We start from the raw sequence: 17,777 nt of genomic DNA, 5'->3' as shown, positions 1-17,777 counted from the left end.
AACGAAAATTTTAGGAGGTGATGTGAAGCAATTGAGGGGAGTTATGTTTAATTATTTTGTTTGGATTTAAAAGACTTCAATAATTTAAGGGGGATTTATGAGATGAAAAAAGGAAAACAATGGATTTTAGCTTGCTTATTATTTGGATTAATGTTGTTAGTTGCAGCGTGCGGTAATTCAAACTCAACATCGGAACCTGCTAGCAATAGCAATGATGAAGGAGAAGTACCTGAAGTAGAAGTCAGTGATGAAGAACAAATCATTTCTATCGGGTACACTGGACCATTAAGTGGACCAGCAGCATTCTATGGTGAGAACACAGTTAGTGGATTACGCATGGCAGCTGAAGAGATAAATGAAACTGGTTTTGAAATAAACGGACAAACATATAAAATTAATTTAGTTACTTTAGATGATATGTATGCACCAAATGAATCCGGTACAAATGCACGTCGTATTGTTCAAGAACATAATGCACCAGTTATTTTCGTTCCACACAGTGGCGGGGTATTCGCTACACAAGTATTTAATGAGCAAGAAGAATTCTTAATTGCAGCTTATACAAGTGAGCCATCGATCCTTGAGCAAGATAACTCTTTGACATTCCGAATTCCTCCTGCGTACACGGTTTACCCTGAAGTGTTTACGGAGTATTCTCAAGAGCGATTTGGTAATAAATTAGCATTACTTCCTACTGCTACACAATATGGTAAGGACTGGACAGAAGCAATGGTTCCGGTTTGGGAAGCTCACGGTGGTGAAGTAGTATTTAAAGGTGAAGTTGATTTTAGTAAAGATACTGATTTCTTTACTATTGTTACAAACGCACTTGCTCAAAAGCCAGACGTTTTATTTGTTGGTGGTCCTTCTCAACCTACTGCCCTAATTATCAAACAAGCTCGTGAGTTAGGGTTTGAAGGTGGATTTATGGTTATGGACCAAGCGAAATTAGAAGAAATGGCACCAGTCCTTGAAGGTTATGAAATGTTAGAAGGTGCAATCGGTGCTTTACCGATCATTGATAGTGACGCTGGAGGAGCTTCTGACTTTGTAAGTAAGTATGAAGCTGAATTTGGCCGTATTCCAACTGCAGAAGGTGCTTTTAATTATCAAGCTCTTTATGTCCTTGTAGAAGCTATGAAAGCTGCAGGAACTGTAGACGATGCAAATGCAATTATGGAAAGTCTAGATGCAGGAATTAAAGCACTTCCAGATGACAAGATGGTTTGGCACTTAACTGGAATGGATGGTCAAGGGTTCGATTGGTTACCTTCAATCGGTTATGTTGAAGACGGTGAAGTAATTATTATCGAATAATAAGGTTGACCGATACAATCTATTGTATTATAATCAAAAAAGACTTGTTTTTTTGAAGTCGTAGTTGGTTGTTTCGGAGGGAGGGAAATAAAATGGCAGAAACTCGTGTTCGCAAAAATGAATCGATCGATGCTGCTCTTCGTCGCTTCAAGAGATCACTTTCAAAAGAAGGTACATTAGCTGAAGTGAAAAAGCGTAAGCACTATGAAAAGCCTAGTGTAAAGCGTAAGAAAAAATCTGAGGCAGCAAGAAAGCGTAAGTTCTAATTCGTAAGAGAGGGTGTATCGATTGAATCTTCTAGATCGTCTTACTGATGATATGAAGGCAGCGATGAAAAGCAAAGAGAAGGAAAAACTCTCTGTTATTCGTATGGTGAAATCTTCGTTGCAGAACGAACAAATCAAACTTAGACGTGAGCTTTCTGAAGATGAAACACTTACGGTACTAAACCGCGAACTCAAGCAACGCAGGGAATCCCTCCATGAGTTTGAAAAAGCCAACCGTGATGATTTAGCTTCAAAGCTGCATGGAGAAATTGAAGTTCTCCAGCAATACTTACCAGAACAGCTTTCTGAAGAGGAAGTCACTCAAATTGTTCAAGAAACAATTTCTGAAGTGGGTGCTACTTCAACAGCTGACTTTGGAAAAGTAATGGGAGCGATCATGCCAAAGGTAAAAGGCAAAGCTGATGGCGGTCTTGTGAACCGTCTTGTTAAACAGCATTTATCATAAAAGCTAGAAAAGAGCCTTGTATTTATGCAAGGCTCTTTTTAAATGTATCATTACAAATGGTGCCAGGTACCTTTTAAAGGTACCTGGCACCATTTTTATTCGATTTTCTGCATTTATGGTTTTTTTTCTGTAATGTGCAAATAAATTTAATGTTTAATTATTCGTTAAAAAAGTGAAACCTTGTTATACTAATAACGTATATGTAATAACAAATTAAATATAAGAAAGGGGGCTTAAGATTGAGGAGAAAGCTACTTATTAGGTTTTATCTATCTTTAATGGTCGCTGCTTTCTGTCTTATACCATTACAATTTTTTGTACATAGTCAAACCCCGACATCACAACCGATTGTTTACTACATTCCTGTTGAACAGACAGTGGAGCGAGGGCTAGAGGCGTTTATGAAACGTTCTATAGAGTCTGCTATAGAAGAAGGCGCTGATCACATTGTTTTGGAAATTGATACTCCAGGTGGTGCTGTCGATGCGGCTGGCAACATTGCTAGGTTGCTGCGAGAAACAGACATCCCAATTACAGCTTACGTAGTAAAAGATGCCATTTCCGCAGGTGCATATATTTCCTTAAATGCAGATCAAATTGTAATGGCACCTGGAGCACTAATTGGATCTGCCGGTGTCATTGACGGAGCTGGTAATGCTGCTGAAGAGAAGATGCAATCGTATTGGATTGCTGAGATGGAAGAGTCAGCAAAACTAAATGATCGTGATCCTATATATGCTAGAGCGATGGCGGATAATTCTGTTGATTTGCCAGAGTACAATGCAGAAAAAGGACGATTTCTTACATTAACATCAGGCGATGCCTACGAAGTAGGGTACGCTGATGCGTTAGCGAGTAACCGTGCAGAATTACTTGAGTTTCTACAATTAGAAAATGCGATTGAAAAAGATATGGAAGTAAGTTTTGCAGAACAGATTGCTCGTTTTGTCACGCATCCTGTTGTTATTCCTATTTTATTATCAATTGGAAGTTTAGGGTTAGTGCTTGAACTATACTCACCGGGATTTGGTGTTCCGGGAATTATGGGAATTTCAGCATTATTACTTTTCTTCTTTGGACATCTATTTGCAGGGTTTGCCGGATTGGAATCTGTCATCCTTTTTGGAGGAGGAATTGTTTTAATTCTCATTGAAATATTTGTCCCCGGATTTGGAATATTTGGCGTACTAGGCATCGGATCTATTATTGGAAGTATGATTTTGGCCTCTTACTCCACAGTTAATATTCTCATCTCATTATTAATTGCAGTTGTCATTACAACGATTGTTTCTATTCTGATCTTTAAATATTTTGGTTACCGCGGTCCAATGAAGAAAATCGTCTTTACCGGTGCAACAACAACCGAAGAAGGCTATATTTCAAATGTCACCAGGGACGAACTAATAGGTCAAGTAGGAGAGACGATTACCCCATTACGACCTTCTGGAATGGCGCTATTCGGAAGCGACCGTCTTGACGTCGTTACTGAGGGAGGGTATATTGAACAAGGTAAGGAAGTAGAGGTCGTATATACCTCTGGTTCTCGTATCGTTGTTAGAGAAGCTAAAAAACATTCACAAAGGGAGGAATAAAAGTGCCACAATCAGATATTTTCATTCTCATTATTTTAGGTTTAATTATTGTTGCATTAGCAGTCTTATTTACATTTGTTCCAGTTATGCTATGGATTTCAGCATTAGCTGCTGGAGTAAAAATTGGTATCTTTGAATTAGTTGGAATGAGGCTCCGTCGAGTTATTCCAGCGCGTGTTGTAAATCCGCTAATTAAGGCAGTAAAAGCAGGTCTTGACTTAAACACAAGTAAACTAGAAGGTCATTATTTAGCAGGTGGTAATGTTGACCGCGTTGTAAATGCCTTAATTGCTGCACAACGAGCTAATATTGATCTTAGCTTTGAAAGAGCAGCTGCGATCGACTTAGCAGGTCGTGATGTATTAGAGGCTGTACAAATGAGTGTAAATCCGAAAGTTATTGAAACGCCATTTATTGCCGGTGTAGCAATGGATGGGATTGAAGTAAAAGCAAAAGCACGTATTACAGTTCGTGCGAACATCGATCGTTTAGTCGGGGGTGCTGGTGAAGATACAGTTATTGCCCGTGTTGGTGAAGGGATTGTATCCACAATCGGTTCTGCTGTAAATCATAAAAAAGTACTTGAAAATCCAGATATGATTTCTCAAACCGTTTTAACTAAAGGTTTAGATGCAGGTACCGCGTTTGAAATTCTTTCGATCGATATTGCAGATATTGACATCGGTAAAAACATCGGTGCTGAACTACAAACAGACCAAGCAGAAGCAGATAAGAAAATTGCACAAGCTAAAGCTGAAGAACGTCGTGCGATGGCTGTAGCAAAAGAACAAGAAATGAAAGCGAAAGTTGAAGAAATGAGAGCGAAAGTTGTAGAAGCTGAAGCGGAAGTTCCTATGGCTCTTTCTGAAGCGCTTCGCAGTGGTCACATGGGCGTTATGGACTATGTCAACTATCAAAACATTATGGCTGATACAGATATGAGAGACTCGATTGGTAAAGCAACAAACGATAGTGATGATGATAATAAAAAGTAATGTAAATAATCCTCTAAAAGGAGGAGTTGACATTGAATATTCTTGATTTCCTATTTGGAAATATCTTTTTCGTTATACTTATATTAGGTGCATTGTGGAATTTCTTTAGTCGTCAAGCAGAGGCAAGAAAAGAAGCAGAGCAAGGCAAAAAACCACAAAGGGAACAAGAAATTGACTGGAAAGAAATTTTCCGTCAAGAACAAGCTCCTGACGAAAGGGATAAACCTCAGCCAACTTTAGCAAGAGAAGTTGAACCGTCGTTTGAACCGTCTTTTGAGCCGATTCATCGAGAAGTAGATACTACTGTGAATGATCGACGAACAGACATGGAGAAATTACGTGCTCAATTAGAAGAAAAGCGGAAGAAGTTAAAGCGAGCAGAGGGTAGAACGCAATCTGCAATTTCAGAATCACCGATTACGAATAACGAAATAGGGAAAAAACAAACGAAGCTCGATCTCAATTTTGAGAACATTTCTCAAGCAGATGCAATGAAAGGAATTATCTGGTCTGAGATCTTAGGTAAGCCTCGATCCATGCGTTCCTATTCTAATAAAAGATAATAATAATGGTTTAAAAACAAGGCTAAGTGAATTCTTAGCCTTGTTTTTTTATTTTATAGTGATAGTCAATCTCTTCCTGTCATAAAAATGAGAGGAGAGGAGGTTCTCTGATGAAAAAGTGGCGACAACAAGTGAAGAAATTTCTTACAGACCAGATGGAGCTACCACCTGATGTAATGATGGATTTACCCCGTATTACAATGATAGGACAAATTCATATTTATATTGAAAATCATCGCGGTGTCCTTCAATTTTCTAATGAAGAGATCCGTTTATTATTGTCTCAAGGTCAGCTCTTAATCAAAGGAGAACAATTTGTCATCAAGACGATACTACCTGAAGAACTCCTATTAGAAGGAAAGATCGATAAAGTCTTATTTATTAATGAATAGATCAAAGTTAGTAGGAGGATGACAATGAAAAATGTTTGGTTAACTTACATTTATGGTTACGTTAGAATGAGAATAGATGGACCATATGGGGAAAGGTTTTTAAACCGGTGTATAGAATACGACATTCATATTTGGAACATTAAAAGAGCTGGCGACGAGCGGATTGTTTGTTACATTGCCTTAGAAGACGTTAAACGTCTGAGGCCTCTTTTACGTATGACAAGCTGTAAGGTAACATTTACTGAAAGACGCGGATTGCCTTTCTTATATAAAAAAATGTGGAAGCGAGGAGGATTTACGGCAGGGATCCTTTCCTTTGCTATCGTTCTTCTAATCTTGTCAAACATGGTCTGGAACATATCGATCGAGGGAGCGTCTCCTAAGGTCGAGCATCAACTGCGGTTAGCTGTTGAAGAAATTGGAATTGAGCGTGGGAAGTTCATTTTTATGCTTCCTAGTGTTGAAGAGATACAAAAGAAAGTAACAGACCAAATTGAAGATGCCACATGGATTGGTGTAAAGCTTAATGGTACAACCTTTCAGTTCAGTGTTGTAGAACAAACCTTACCCGAAAAACAGGAAACATTAAACCCGAGACACTTAGTAGCTAAGAAAAAAGCAATTATACATGATATGTTTATTGAACAAGGTCAAGTGTTAGTTCGGAGAAATGAATTTGTAAATAAAGGTGATTTACTCGTTTCTGGATTTATTGGAAAAGAAGATAATACACAAATTGTTCCTGCTAAAGGAAGTGTTCTCGGCGAAATTTGGTACAAGTCTGAAGTAACGGTTCCCCTTGTTAATCATTTTGAAACACTAACAGGGGAAGGTAAGACGTACCATTACTTATCTTTTTTTAATTTAGACTTACCGATTTGGGGTTGGAAAAAACATACCTTTGAAAAAGCAGAGCCTTTTGAAAGAAAACATTCAATACAACTTTTAAATTGGACAATACCTGTGCAATATAAGAAAAAGCAATGGTTAGAAAAAAATGAAGTAGAACGAGAGTACACCGTAGAAGAAGCAGTACAAGTCGCCAAAAAAATGGCGAAAGAAGAATTGGAAGAGCGATTACCTGAGGATGCGTTAATAAAAGGTGAAAAAGTTTTGCACCAAGACGTTGAGAATGGTAAAGTTAAATTAAAGCTTCACTACCAAGTTATAGAAGATATTACGACGGAGCAACCGATCATTCAAGGAGATTGAGGCTATTGTCACAAATGAAGAATATTCCATTAGAAATTAAAGATCAAAATGAAGTTCAAAGATTGTACGGTCCAAACGACGCACATTTAAAACGGATTGAAGAAAAACTCGGTGTTCAAATAACGACTCGCGGGGAAGATCTTTCAATTAAAGGTGAAGATGAAGCAGTACATGTCGTGAAAGATGTTCTAGAAACGATGTTGAAGCTGTTACGTCAAGGAACGGCATTGTCTGAACGAGATGTTGTATATGCTATTCAATTAGCAGAAAAAGGCATGCTAGAAGAACTTCTTCATTTATATCAAGAAAAGCTTACTGTCAATGCAAAAGGCAAACCTGTATTGATTAAGACATTAGGGCAAAAACATTATGTTTCATCGATAAGAAAGCGAGACCTCGTCTTTGGAATAGGTCCTGCTGGAACTGGAAAAACGTATTTGGCTGTTGTTATGGCTGTAACAGCATTAAAAGAAGGACAAGTAAAGAAAATTGTCCTGACACGTCCGGCGGTAGAAGCTGGAGAAAGTTTAGGCTTTTTACCGGGTGACCTAAAGGAAAAAGTCGATCCGTACTTGCGCCCGCTCTACGATGCTCTTCATGATATTTTAGGTGTTGAACAAACCCTTCGATTAATGGAGAGAGGGACAATAGAAGTTGCACCATTAGCGTATATGCGAGGACGGACATTAGACGATTCTTTCGTTATTTTAGATGAAGCTCAAAATACGACACAAGAGCAAATGAAAATGTTTTTAACACGATTAGGTTTTGGTTCAAAGATGGTTGTAAATGGAGATTTAACACAAATTGACTTACCAAAAGGAAAAAGATCCGGGTTAAAAGTTGGTATCGACGTACTTGGTAATGTACAAGGGGTAGACTTTATTTACTTACAACAATCTGACGTCGTACGTCATACGCTCGTTCAAAGGATTTTAGATGCGTATGATCAATCAGAAAAAAGAGATAAAGAAGAGTAAACATTTTGTTCTGAGGGTGACCCATATTTAAAGTACTCGGCCTCGCTCGATAACTAGCTGCTCAAACGATGAGACACTATTATTAAGCGATATGAAATAGTACTTATGAGTCGCCCTCTTATCCTTATTACATAATTGTTTCTTCCCTAAGTTTAAAACTTTATGTTGTTGGACAAACAGGGAATGGAGTAATAGGTAAGAAAATAAGAGGTGACCGATCTTGAATAAACGTTCCCCGATCGATCAAATGACATGGTGGAAAAAAGTAAAAGATCATCGATACTTACGGGGTGTTCTTTTTGTTATATTAGCTGTATTTTTATTTCTATCAATGCTGGATAATATTATTCCAGAAAAGATTGAAGTTCGGATGTCCTCAGTAGCTGAACAAGATATTCGTTCTCCGATTACAGTTGAGAATAAAATTGCAACTGAACAGAAGCGGCGGGAAGTGCTGGAGGCTGTCCAACCTGTTTATGCATTGAAAAAAGAATATACACAAATGCAAGTAGAGAAGATAAATGACATTTTTGATCTAATTCATTTAGTTAACGAAGAAATGACAAAAACAGAGTTAGAGGCAGAAGAAGGGCAGGAAACAGAAAAGTTAAGTTTAGAAGATCGCTTAAAATATGTTCAAGAAGTGATTTCATCTGGGACAACGAATGACCTTTCAGATGAAACGGTTCGTACGCTATTATTATCTTCTAGCAGTCAACTTCAAGTTGCAAGGGAAACAACAACGAATGCAGTACATTCGGTAATGAGTGAAAGAATTGCGATTAATGATTTAGCCCAAGCTAAAAGGTCTGTAAAAGATAAAATTGCAATATTAACGGTTTCTAATCGTTTGCATGATGCAATGATTGAAACGGCACAATTTGCTATTATACCTAATTATATTTATGACGATAAAGCAACAGAACGTCTTCAACAAGAAGCGGTTGAATCAGTAGAGCCAGTTATTATCCGAGAAGGGCAACTGCTTGTGAAGCAGGGAGAGTTAATTAATCATGAGGTTTATGAACAACTCCGAATGGTTGGTTTATTAGACGATGCGTTTAATATATTTCCATATTTAGGATTAGCCCTTTTAGTACTATTAATGGTCGGGATGCTTTCATATTATCTTAATGAAGCGCAAACAAGTGTAAAAACCAATAATAGCCATTTGCTCATGTTTATTCTCATTTTCTTTATCGGTGTATCGGTTATGAAGATAACGAGCTTAATTGAAAGATTGGATATAGTAGCAGTAGGGTTAATTGTACCAGTTGCAGTAGGTGCGATGTTGTTAACGACGTTAATTCATCAACGTATTGCGTTATTTTCAAGTATCTTTTTTGCAATTATTGCAAGTATCATCTTTAATAATGATGCGGTAGGTACTTTTAATTTTACGTTTGGTGTATACATTTTATTCAGCTGTTTTGCGGGTGTTTATTTCTTAGGTCGCTCAACGAGTATGACTCGAATACTAAAAGCAGGACTATTCGTTTCATTTATTAATATGGTATCGATAATATCAATTTTATTTTTGAAGGGGTTTCAACAGAGTTGGATCGAAGTTGGAATGTATTTAGGCTTTGCCTTTTTATCAGGGTTTATAGCGGCTGTACTAACACTTGGATTAGTTCCATTTTTTGAAGCTGGTTTTGGAATTTTATCAACGACTAAGCTTATTGAATTATCGAATCCGAACCACCCTCTACTAAGAAAAATCTTATTAGAAGCTCCAGGAACATACCATCATAGTGTAGTAGTCGGGAATTTAGCAGAAGCGGCATGTGAGTCCATTGGAGCCAATGGTTTATTAGCAAGAGTTGGTTCTTACTATCATGATATCGGAAAAACGAAACGACCGCATTTTTTTATTGAAAATCAAATGAAGATCGATAATCCACATGATAAAATATCACCACAACTTAGTAAAACCATTATCATTTCTCACCCTTATGACGGTGCAGATATGTTAAAGGAATACAAGATGCCTAAAGAAATTATTGATATTGCTGAACAGCATCACGGGACGACATTGCTTAAATATTTTTATCACAAAGCGAATCAAGAAACCGATCAAACAATACCTGAAGAACAATTCAGGTACCCTGGGCCAAAAGCTCAAACGAAAGAGGCTGCAATTGTCGGTATAGCAGACTGCATTGAAGCCGCTGTAAGATCATTAAATAAGCCGACACCAGACAAGATATTGGCGATGATAAGAAAGATCGTAAATGACCGTCTCGAGGATGGACAATTTAACGAGTGTGACCTTACTTTGAAAGAGTTAGACAAAGTGGCGGTTTCGATGTATGAAACATTACAAGGAACATTTCATTCTCGTATTGAATATCCAGAAGATCCTAAAGAAAAGGGAGCGAAATGATGAACTTTGAGATTGACATTCTTGACGAAACTAATGAGATTACGAAAAAACAACTTCAGTTGACAGAGGAAATTATTAGGGAAGCAGCTAAAATGGAAGGCATAACTGGACCAACCGAAATTTCAATAACTTTTGTGGACGATGAGCGGATCCGTGAAATAAACCGGGATTATCGTGGGAAAGATACACCTACGGACGTTATTTCTTTTGCCCTAAATGAGGCGGGGGAAGAAGAGGTGCAAATTATTGATCCAGAAGGTCCAAATGTATTAGGTGATATTATCATTTCCATACCACGTACGATTGAACAAGCTCAACGTTATGAACACTCTTTTGAAAGAGAACTAGGATTTCTCCTTGTCCATGGATTTCTCCATTTGTTAGGTTACGATCACTTAACAGATGAAGAGGAGAAAACAATGTTTTCTAGACAAGAAGAAATTTTGAACGCCTATGGACTTAAAAGATAAAAACCTTTGGGGATTTAAACGACTGCTTCGTTCTTTCGTATATGCATGGACTGGTTTAAAGTATGTTATCCGATATGAGCAAAATATGAGAATACATTTAATTATAAGCGCAGTGGTTATGGTGTTAGCGTTTATACTAGATGTTCCTTTAAATCAAAAAGTTATTTTATTGCTAGTTGTAGGTATGGTACTTTCTTTAGAGGTAATGAATACAGCGATTGAGCGTACTGTAGATATGATCACAGAAGAATACCACCCCAAAGCAAAAGTGGCGAAAGATATTGCTGCTGGAGCGGTGTTTATTTTCAGTATTATCTCAGTGTTGATTGGTTTAGCGATTTTTTTACCGCTAATTTTTGAGCGAGTGTCAAAGATTTTAGGCTCATAGTGGGAGAGGAGTTTTCTAGGGGACATGTGGAAGAGGCTGCAAAAAAATATTATAGCTGGACTTATTTTTCTGTTGCCAGCAATTGCCACAATCTATGTTATTCAATTTTTGTTTACATTAATTGATGCATTTCTAGGCTCATTTATTACTGGCATACTTAAAGGGTTAAATATAATAACGACGCATGACGGCAGTATTTATTTTCTTGGTGTATATACTCCATTTTCTGAACGAATTTTTGGGATTGGCTTTATTTTAACCATTGTTCTCATTACATGGATCGGTTCGATGCGGCTAACAGGTAAAGGTAGCGGTATTCTTAATGCAATTGATAGAGGGTTTAGGAAGGTGCCTATTGCTAACTCTATTTATACTTCTGTCGAACAAGTTATTCATGCTTTCGCACAAGAGCGTTCCTCATTTAAAAATGTCGTTCTTTTAGAGTACCCTAGAAAAGGACTTTATACGATTGGATTTCAAACGGGTTCTTCAAAAGGAGAAGTTCAGCGGCTTACTTCGAAGGAATGCATCAATGTTTTTTTACCAACAACGCCAAATCCAACATCTGGTTGGCTAGTCCTTGTTCCTAGAGAAGATGTCATTGTGCTCAATATGACAGTAGAGCAAGGGTTGAAATTTATTATATCTGGTGGGGTCGTTGTTCCGCCAGATCCGATGGATGATGTAATTGAAAAAGAAGCAACTTTTGATAAAACAAACATGAAAGTATTCATACGTGAAAAAAGAAAGGAAGAATAAATTTGGACAAAATAAAGCTTATGGACGAAGCAAAGGCTGCTAGGGAAAAAGCATATGTTCCATATTCAAAATTTCCAGTTGGAGCAGCATTGCTTACAAAAGATGGACAAGTTTATAAAGGATGTAACATTGAAAATGCATCCTATGGTCTAACCAACTGTGCCGAAAGAACAGCCATTTTCAAGGCAGTTTCAGAAGGAATAAATAATTTTACTGCTATTGCTATTGTGGCAGATACAGAACGACCAGTACCACCATGTGGTGCATGTCGTCAAGTGCTCACTGAATTTTGCCATGCAGAAATGCCTGTTTACTTAACGAATTTAAAAGGGGATGTACAAGAAATAACTGTGGGCGGACTATTGCCTGGAGCTTTTACTGCGGGGGATCTAAATGAATAATAGAGAAGGATATAAATCAGGTTTTGTTGCAATTATTGGGAGGCCCAATGTAGGGAAATCAACCTTATTAAATTATATAGTTGGTCAAAAAATAGCCATTATGAGTGATAAGCCACAAACAACAAGAAATAAAATTCAAGGTGTGTATACGAATAATGATGCACAAATCGTCTTTTTAGACACACCAGGTATACATAGACCGAAGCATAAGCTTGGTGATTTTATGATGAAGATTGCAAATAATACGTTAAGAGAAGTGGACATAGTTATGTTCGTCATCGATGCAGGAGAAGGTTTTGGTTCGGGTGAACAATTTATTTTAGACCGTTTAAAAGAGTCAAAAACCCCTGTTTTTCTTGTCGTAAATAAAATTGACAAAGTTCATCCAGAAAAATTGTTAGATATTATTAATGGATATAAGGATCGTCATACTTTTGAAGAAATTGTTCCAGTTTCGGCATTGGAAGGAAATAATGTGCCGACCTTATTAGAGCAAATTACAAAACATTTACCTGAGGGGCCACAATATTACCCGGCCGATCAAGTAACAGATCATCCTGAACGATTTATTGTAGCTGAGTTGATTAGAGAAAAAGCACTGCACTTAACTCGTGAGGAGATTCCGCACTCATTAGCTGTTGTCATTGAACAAATGAAGCAGCGTGAAGGTAGTGAAACTGTCTATGTTGGGGCTACTATCATTGTAGAACGTTCATCACAAAAAGGTATTATTATCGGCAAGCAAGGCAGCATGCTAAAAGAAATAGGTAAACGTGCCCGTGCAGATATCGAAGCGTTGTTAGGGTCAAAAGTGTTTTTAGAATTATGGGTAAAAGTCCAAAAAGACTGGAGAAACAAAGGTCATCAGTTACGTGACTTTGGATTTAATGAAGATGAATATTAAAATGTAATAGTTCGTAATCAGTTATTAACATATATTTAACAATGGCTCTGTAAGTAGCCATTGTTTTTTTATAAAAAAATCTCTAAGATAGATGTATGAAGTAAATGATTGTTACATATGACTAGTTGTCATAATTGACAATTATTCCATAACATGAATTTGCAAAACAAGGTCAAGCTATAGAATATAGAGCGGTCTAACAATCCTTAAACGAAAGGTGGAATTCCAAGTGCTTGATTTTTCCTGGAAAGTATTCTCGATGACGGGAAGTGTTGATACTTATTTGTTGATCAAGGAACTGGAAAAGGAGCATGGTGATGTTTCAGCTCAAGATATTGAAGAGGAGTTTACAAATTTAGACGCTCACTAATCTTGCTTGCACCTCACGACTTCTTTGTGTGGTGACGAGAATGTTTCAGAAAGTTGAAGGTATTGTTATACGTACTTCGGATTACGGGGAATCTAATAAAATTGTTACATTATTTACAAGAGAAATGGGCAAGATCGGTGTGATGGCAAGAGGAGCTAAAAAGCCTAAGAGTCGCCTAGCTGCAGTTTCCCAATTATTTATCTATGGCACTTTTCTAGTACAAAAGAGCTCAGGTCTTGGTACTCTTCAACAGGGAGAGATAATTCAGTCCTATCGAGAGGTTCGAAACGATTTACTTCGAGCCTCTTATGCATCTTACATAGTTGAATTAACTGACAAGCTTACCAACGATCGTGAACGTAATCCGTTTTTATTCGAACTATTAATGCAAACGCTACATTACATTGACGAAGAAGTAGACCCAGAAATATTAGTCCGCCTCTATGAAGTAAAGATGCTTTTTGTAGCTGGAATTGGTCCACAATTAAATAATTGTGCTAGTTGTGGAAGTGTTGATGGTGAGTTTTCTTTTTCAATAGGCGAGGGTGGCTTTTTATGTCACCGTTGTTCAGCAAAAGATCCTTACCGGTTAAAAATTTCACCAGGAACGATAAAGTTGCTACGGCTTTTTTATCACTTTGACTTAAACCGTTTAGGAAATATCTCAGTAAAAAAAGAAACCAAGCAAGAATTAAAACAAGTTTTGAACTCCTATTACGATGAGTATTCCGGTTTAAGGCTTAAATCAAGATCATTTTTAGATCAATTAGAAAAAATGAATTGGTTAGATTCAGATGAAAGTTGACATTGGGTATCTTTTTAAGTATTATGCTTTTAAAGAACAACCTAAATTTAAAACAAATGGTGCAAAGAAGGAAAAGGAGTACTTATCCTCTCTATAAAAAGCGAACCTAGGGTGGTGTGAGCTAGGGTTATAGATGATAAGGAAAGGCAATCTGGAGCACTTCTCTTTAAAGTGGCTTTTCTCCAAAAAGGAGATTAGCAAATAGGGTGGAACCGCGGGTAACTCTCGTCCCTATGCTATAAGTTATAGCATAGGGACGGGAGTTTTTTTGATTTTAAGGCGATTAATGAAATTCTTATTTACGCCTTTTAACGAAGATTAAACTCAGCTCTATGTCGTCGTTTATAAACTCTTACAGTTGAATGAATCACTTTGGAGTTAATTGATAAGGAGGAAAGAAAGATGAACGTACAAAATATGATACTTACGTTACAAAACTTTTGGGCGAAACAAAATTGTATTATTATGCAGGCATACGACGTTGAAAAAGGTGCTGGAACGATGAACCCAATGACTTATTTAAGAAGTATTGGTCCTGAGCCTTGGAATGTAGCTTATGTTGAGCCTTCAAGACGTCCAGTAGATGGGCGCTATGGTGAAAACCCTAACCGACTATACCAACATCATCAGTTTCAAGTAATTATGAAACCATCACCTGATAACATTCAGGAGCTTTATTTAGACAGCTTAAAAGAATTAGGGATTAACCCTTTAGAACATGATATCCGCTTTGTTGAGGATAACTGGGAGGCTCCTACCTTAGGTGCATGGGGTCTAGGTTGGGAAGTTTGGCTAGATGGGATGGAAATTACGCAGTTTACATACTTTCAACAGGTAGGCGGCATTGACGCTCATCCTGTAGCAGTTGAAATTACATACGGTATTGAACGTTTAGCTTCCTACATCCAAGATAAAGAAAATGTATTCGACCTTGAGTGGGTTAATGGCGTAACATACGGGGACATATTTTTACAACCAGAATACGAGCACTCAAAGTATACATTTGAGGTCTCAGATAGTACGATGATGTTTCAACTATTTAGTACATACGAACAAGAAGCGAAACGTGCATTGGCAGAAAACTTAGTTTTCCCAGCGTATGATTATGTACTGAAATGCTCTCATGTATTTAACCAACTTGATGCTAGAGGAGCTATTTCTGTTACAGAGCGAACAGGCTATATCGGACGTGTCCGTAATTTAGCAAGAGATTGTGCAAAAGTGTACTTTGCAGAACGTGAGAGACTTGGCTTCCCGATGCTTAAGGATAAGGAGGAGATGTCAAATGAGTAAAAAGGATTTTTTACTTGAAATTGGTTTAGAAGAAATGCCTGCCCGCTTTGTGACAGATGCAATGAACCAGCTGAAAGATAAAATGGAGAATTGGCTAAAAGACAGAAATGTGGCGTATGAAGAGATTGAAGCTTATTCAACACCACGAAGACTTGCTATTCTAATTACTAAAGTTGCTGAAAAACAAGAAGACATGGTGGAAGAGGCAAGAGGACCGGCGAAAAAAATCGCTCTAGATCAAGATGGAAATTGGACGAAGGCAGCTTTAGGCTTTGCAAGAGGACAAGGTCTTTCTACGGATGAGTTATTTTTCAACGAAGTGAATGGACAAGAGTATGTTTTTGCAAAAAAACATATTATTGGTCAAGAAACAAAAACGATATTACCGCAAGTTGAAGACATTATAAAAAACCTTCACTTCCCAAAAAACATGCGTTGGAACCAATATGACTTACGTTACGTACGTCCGATCCAATGGTTAGTTGCCCTATATGGGGGTGAAGTCATTCCTTTTGAAATTACAAATGTTCAAACAGACCGTAAATCTTCTGGACACCGCTTTTTAGGAAATGAGACAACGATCAATGAACCAAATAATTACGTACGGACCCTTTTAGCTGAACATGTTATCGTTAATCCTTCAGAAAGAAAAGAAGCGATTAGAAATCAAATCAAACAAATTGAGGAACAAAATGATTGGGTCATACCGATTGACGAAGATTTACTAGAAGAAGTCAATAATCTAGTAGAGTACCCTACAGCCCTTCATGGAAGCTTTGATGAAAGTTTTCTTGAAGTACCGGAAGAAGTACTGATTACCTCTATGAGAGAACATCAGCGTTATTTCCCTGTGCATACAAAAGAAGGGACCCTTTTACCGCACTTTATAACGGTAAGAAATGGTAATCATGAGTTTTTAGAAAATGTTGTTAAAGGAAACGAAAAAGTGTTACGAGCTCGTCTTTCTGATGCTCAATTTTTCTATCGCGAAGATCAAAAGCTTAAGATTGAGGATGCACTAGCTCGATTAAAATCCATCGTCTATCATGAGGAATTAGGTACTCTTGCTGAAAAGGTGAGTCGAATTCAAACGATTTCAAGCCAACTGGCTACAAAGCTTGCGGTAACTGATAGTTCAACGATTACTCGCGCAGCTGAGTTGTGTAAGTTTGATTTAGTAACACAAATGGTGTATGAATTTCCTGAGTTACAAGGACGAATGGGTGAAGAGTATGCCTTAAAAGCTGGAGAGGCTCATGAAGTTGCTTTAGCAATTAAAGAGCATTATATGCCACGGTTTGCAAATGATCAGAGCCCAACCGCTATGACAGGAACAGTTGTAAGTATGGCTGATAAATTGGACACGATTATTACTTGCTTTGGTATTGGCCTCATTCCAACAGGTTCTCAAGACCCTTATGCACTTCGTCGTCAAGCTGCGGGTGTCATTCAAATGATCCTAGATAAAAACTTAAGCGTATCTATTGAAGAGGTCATTCAAATAGCGATAAATGTAGCTGAAGAAAAACAGTTACTAAAGAGAAGTAGTGAAGAAGTTTCAAAAGATTTACTTGAATTCTTTAGACTTCGAGTGAAAAATACACTTCAAGAGCGCGGTTCACGCTATGATATCGTGGATGCTGTTCTTTCAGAAACAATCGGACAGGTAGATACAATCGTTAAAAAAGCTCAGCTTCTAATGGAACAAATTGAAGCTCCACCATTTAAAGAAACTGTCGAAACGTTAAGTCGTGTGACTAATATTGCGACAAAAGCTGGACATTCTACAGAGTTATCGGAAAGTTTATTTGAACAAGAAGAGGAAAAAGCTCTTTATAAAGTTTATCTCGAGACAGATCAAAAAGTTAAACGCGCTTTAGAAACTGGGAATGTTGCTGAAGCTTATCAAGCACTTGTAGATACAAAAGAGACAATAAACTTATATTTTGATAATATTATGGTAATGTCTGAAGATGAGAAAGTGAAAGAAAACCGTTTAATACAAATGAAGTTACTTGCTAACACGATCCAAAATTTTGCTAACTTTAATGCCATCGTATTTTCTTAAAAAGTCTAGACATTCTAAGGCTGACTCAAACGGTATAATAAAGGTTGAAGTCAGCCTATTACTTATAGTAAATATTAATGAGCTAAAATAGGAGCCGCATATTCCATAATTCATTGTATTAGTATATAATAATAGAATAAAAAGCATAAC

Annotated in this window: 19 protein-coding genes; all 19 read left to right on the top strand. The window is 37.4% G+C overall.

The window, feature by feature from the left end; translation table 11 throughout:
• Window positions 1-102 precede the first annotated feature (102 nt).
• The 19 genes from ACNSTQ_RS02760 to glyS all read left to right on the top strand — a co-directional run bounded on the left by ACNSTQ_RS02760 (window position 103) and on the right by glyS (window position 17,627).
• Window positions 103-1,317 (top strand): ABC transporter substrate-binding protein, encoded by a 1,215-nt coding sequence (locus ACNSTQ_RS02760; RefSeq protein ID WP_418198321.1) that lies wholly within the window; start codon window positions 103-105, stop codon window positions 1,315-1,317.
• A gap of 92 nt (window positions 1,318-1,409) precedes the next feature.
• On the top strand, window positions 1,410-1,583 hold the full coding sequence (gene rpsU, locus ACNSTQ_RS02755) for a 30S ribosomal protein S21 (RefSeq protein ID WP_003323311.1): 174 nt from the start codon (window positions 1,410-1,412) through the stop codon (window positions 1,581-1,583).
• 22 nt (window positions 1,584-1,605) lie between these two features.
• Window positions 1,606-2,049, top strand: coding sequence for a GatB/YqeY domain-containing protein (locus ACNSTQ_RS02750; protein ID WP_418198320.1), 444 nt, complete (start codon window positions 1,606-1,608; stop codon window positions 2,047-2,049).
• Between the two features lie 239 nt (window positions 2,050-2,288).
• On the top strand, window positions 2,289-3,641 hold the full coding sequence (locus ACNSTQ_RS02745) for an NfeD family protein (RefSeq protein ID WP_418198319.1): 1,353 nt from the start codon (window positions 2,289-2,291) through the stop codon (window positions 3,639-3,641).
• 2 nt (window positions 3,642-3,643) lie between these two features.
• Window positions 3,644-4,636 carry a flotillin-like protein FloA gene (floA, locus tag ACNSTQ_RS02740; RefSeq protein ID WP_418198318.1) on the top strand — a complete coding sequence of 331 codons (993 nt, stop codon included), beginning with the start codon at window positions 3,644-3,646 and terminating at the stop codon, window positions 4,634-4,636.
• 32 nt (window positions 4,637-4,668) lie between these two features.
• Complete coding sequence (locus ACNSTQ_RS02735) at window positions 4,669-5,199, top strand: hypothetical protein (RefSeq protein ID WP_418198317.1); 531 nt, start codon at window positions 4,669-4,671, stop codon at window positions 5,197-5,199.
• A gap of 107 nt (window positions 5,200-5,306) precedes the next feature.
• Window positions 5,307-5,591: a sporulation protein YqfC gene (gene yqfC / locus ACNSTQ_RS02730; RefSeq protein ID WP_216830094.1), complete on the top strand. Its 285-nt coding sequence runs from the start codon at window positions 5,307-5,309 to the stop codon at window positions 5,589-5,591.
• 24 nt (window positions 5,592-5,615) lie between these two features.
• Entirely contained in the window at window positions 5,616-6,803 is a 1,188-nt protein-coding gene (gene yqfD / locus ACNSTQ_RS02725; RefSeq protein WP_418198316.1) for a sporulation protein YqfD, read from the top strand.
• Between the two features lie 14 nt (window positions 6,804-6,817).
• Window positions 6,818-7,783 (top strand): PhoH family protein, encoded by a 966-nt coding sequence (locus ACNSTQ_RS02720; RefSeq protein WP_418198559.1) that lies wholly within the window; start codon window positions 6,818-6,820, stop codon window positions 7,781-7,783.
• 220 nt (window positions 7,784-8,003) lie between these two features.
• Complete coding sequence (locus tag ACNSTQ_RS02715; RefSeq protein ID WP_418198315.1) at window positions 8,004-10,169, top strand: HD family phosphohydrolase; 2,166 nt, start codon at window positions 8,004-8,006, stop codon at window positions 10,167-10,169.
• Complete coding sequence (ybeY, locus tag ACNSTQ_RS02710; protein ID WP_418198314.1) at window positions 10,169-10,639, top strand: rRNA maturation RNase YbeY; 471 nt, start codon at window positions 10,169-10,171, stop codon at window positions 10,637-10,639. Before ACNSTQ_RS02715 ends, ybeY begins: the two co-directional genes overlap by 1 nt.
• Window positions 10,623-11,027, top strand: coding sequence for a diacylglycerol kinase (locus ACNSTQ_RS02705; protein WP_418198313.1), 405 nt, complete (start codon window positions 10,623-10,625; stop codon window positions 11,025-11,027). The genes ybeY and ACNSTQ_RS02705 overlap by 17 nt, the downstream gene beginning before the upstream one ends.
• A 24-nt stretch (window positions 11,028-11,051) precedes the next feature.
• Window positions 11,052-11,786: a DUF502 domain-containing protein gene (locus ACNSTQ_RS02700; RefSeq protein ID WP_418198312.1), complete on the top strand. Its 735-nt coding sequence runs from the start codon at window positions 11,052-11,054 to the stop codon at window positions 11,784-11,786.
• A 20-nt stretch (window positions 11,787-11,806) separates the two neighbouring features.
• Window positions 11,807-12,187: a cytidine deaminase gene (locus tag ACNSTQ_RS02695; RefSeq protein WP_418198558.1), complete on the top strand. Its 381-nt coding sequence runs from the start codon at window positions 11,807-11,809 to the stop codon at window positions 12,185-12,187.
• Window positions 12,180-13,091: a GTPase Era gene (gene era, locus ACNSTQ_RS02690; protein ID WP_418198311.1), complete on the top strand. Its 912-nt coding sequence runs from the start codon at window positions 12,180-12,182 to the stop codon at window positions 13,089-13,091. The genes ACNSTQ_RS02695 and era overlap by 8 nt, the downstream gene beginning before the upstream one ends.
• A 229-nt stretch (window positions 13,092-13,320) precedes the next feature.
• Window positions 13,321-13,461: a YqzL family protein gene (locus ACNSTQ_RS02685; RefSeq protein ID WP_418198310.1), complete on the top strand. Its 141-nt coding sequence runs from the start codon at window positions 13,321-13,323 to the stop codon at window positions 13,459-13,461.
• Between the two features lie 40 nt (window positions 13,462-13,501).
• The gene (gene recO / locus ACNSTQ_RS02680) at window positions 13,502-14,266 is read left to right on the top strand and encodes a DNA repair protein RecO (RefSeq protein ID WP_418198309.1); all 765 of its coding nucleotides are present in this window, start codon (window positions 13,502-13,504) and stop codon (window positions 14,264-14,266) included.
• Between the two features lie 402 nt (window positions 14,267-14,668).
• Window positions 14,669-15,559: a glycine--tRNA ligase subunit alpha gene (gene glyQ, locus ACNSTQ_RS02675; RefSeq protein ID WP_418198308.1), complete on the top strand. Its 891-nt coding sequence runs from the start codon at window positions 14,669-14,671 to the stop codon at window positions 15,557-15,559.
• Window positions 15,552-17,627, top strand: coding sequence for a glycine--tRNA ligase subunit beta (glyS, locus tag ACNSTQ_RS02670; RefSeq protein ID WP_418198307.1), 2,076 nt, complete (start codon window positions 15,552-15,554; stop codon window positions 17,625-17,627). The genes glyQ and glyS overlap by 8 nt, the downstream gene beginning before the upstream one ends.
• Window positions 17,628-17,777: the final 150 nt, after the last annotated feature.

Origin of the sequence: Alkalihalobacterium sp. APHAB7 (genome assembly GCF_048323755.1) — a bacterium.
GTDB lineage: Bacteria > Bacillota > Bacilli > Bacillales > Bacillaceae_F > Alkalihalobacterium.
Note: the sequence above shows the minus strand (reverse complement) of the source record. Positions and strands in the feature narration are given on the sequence as shown.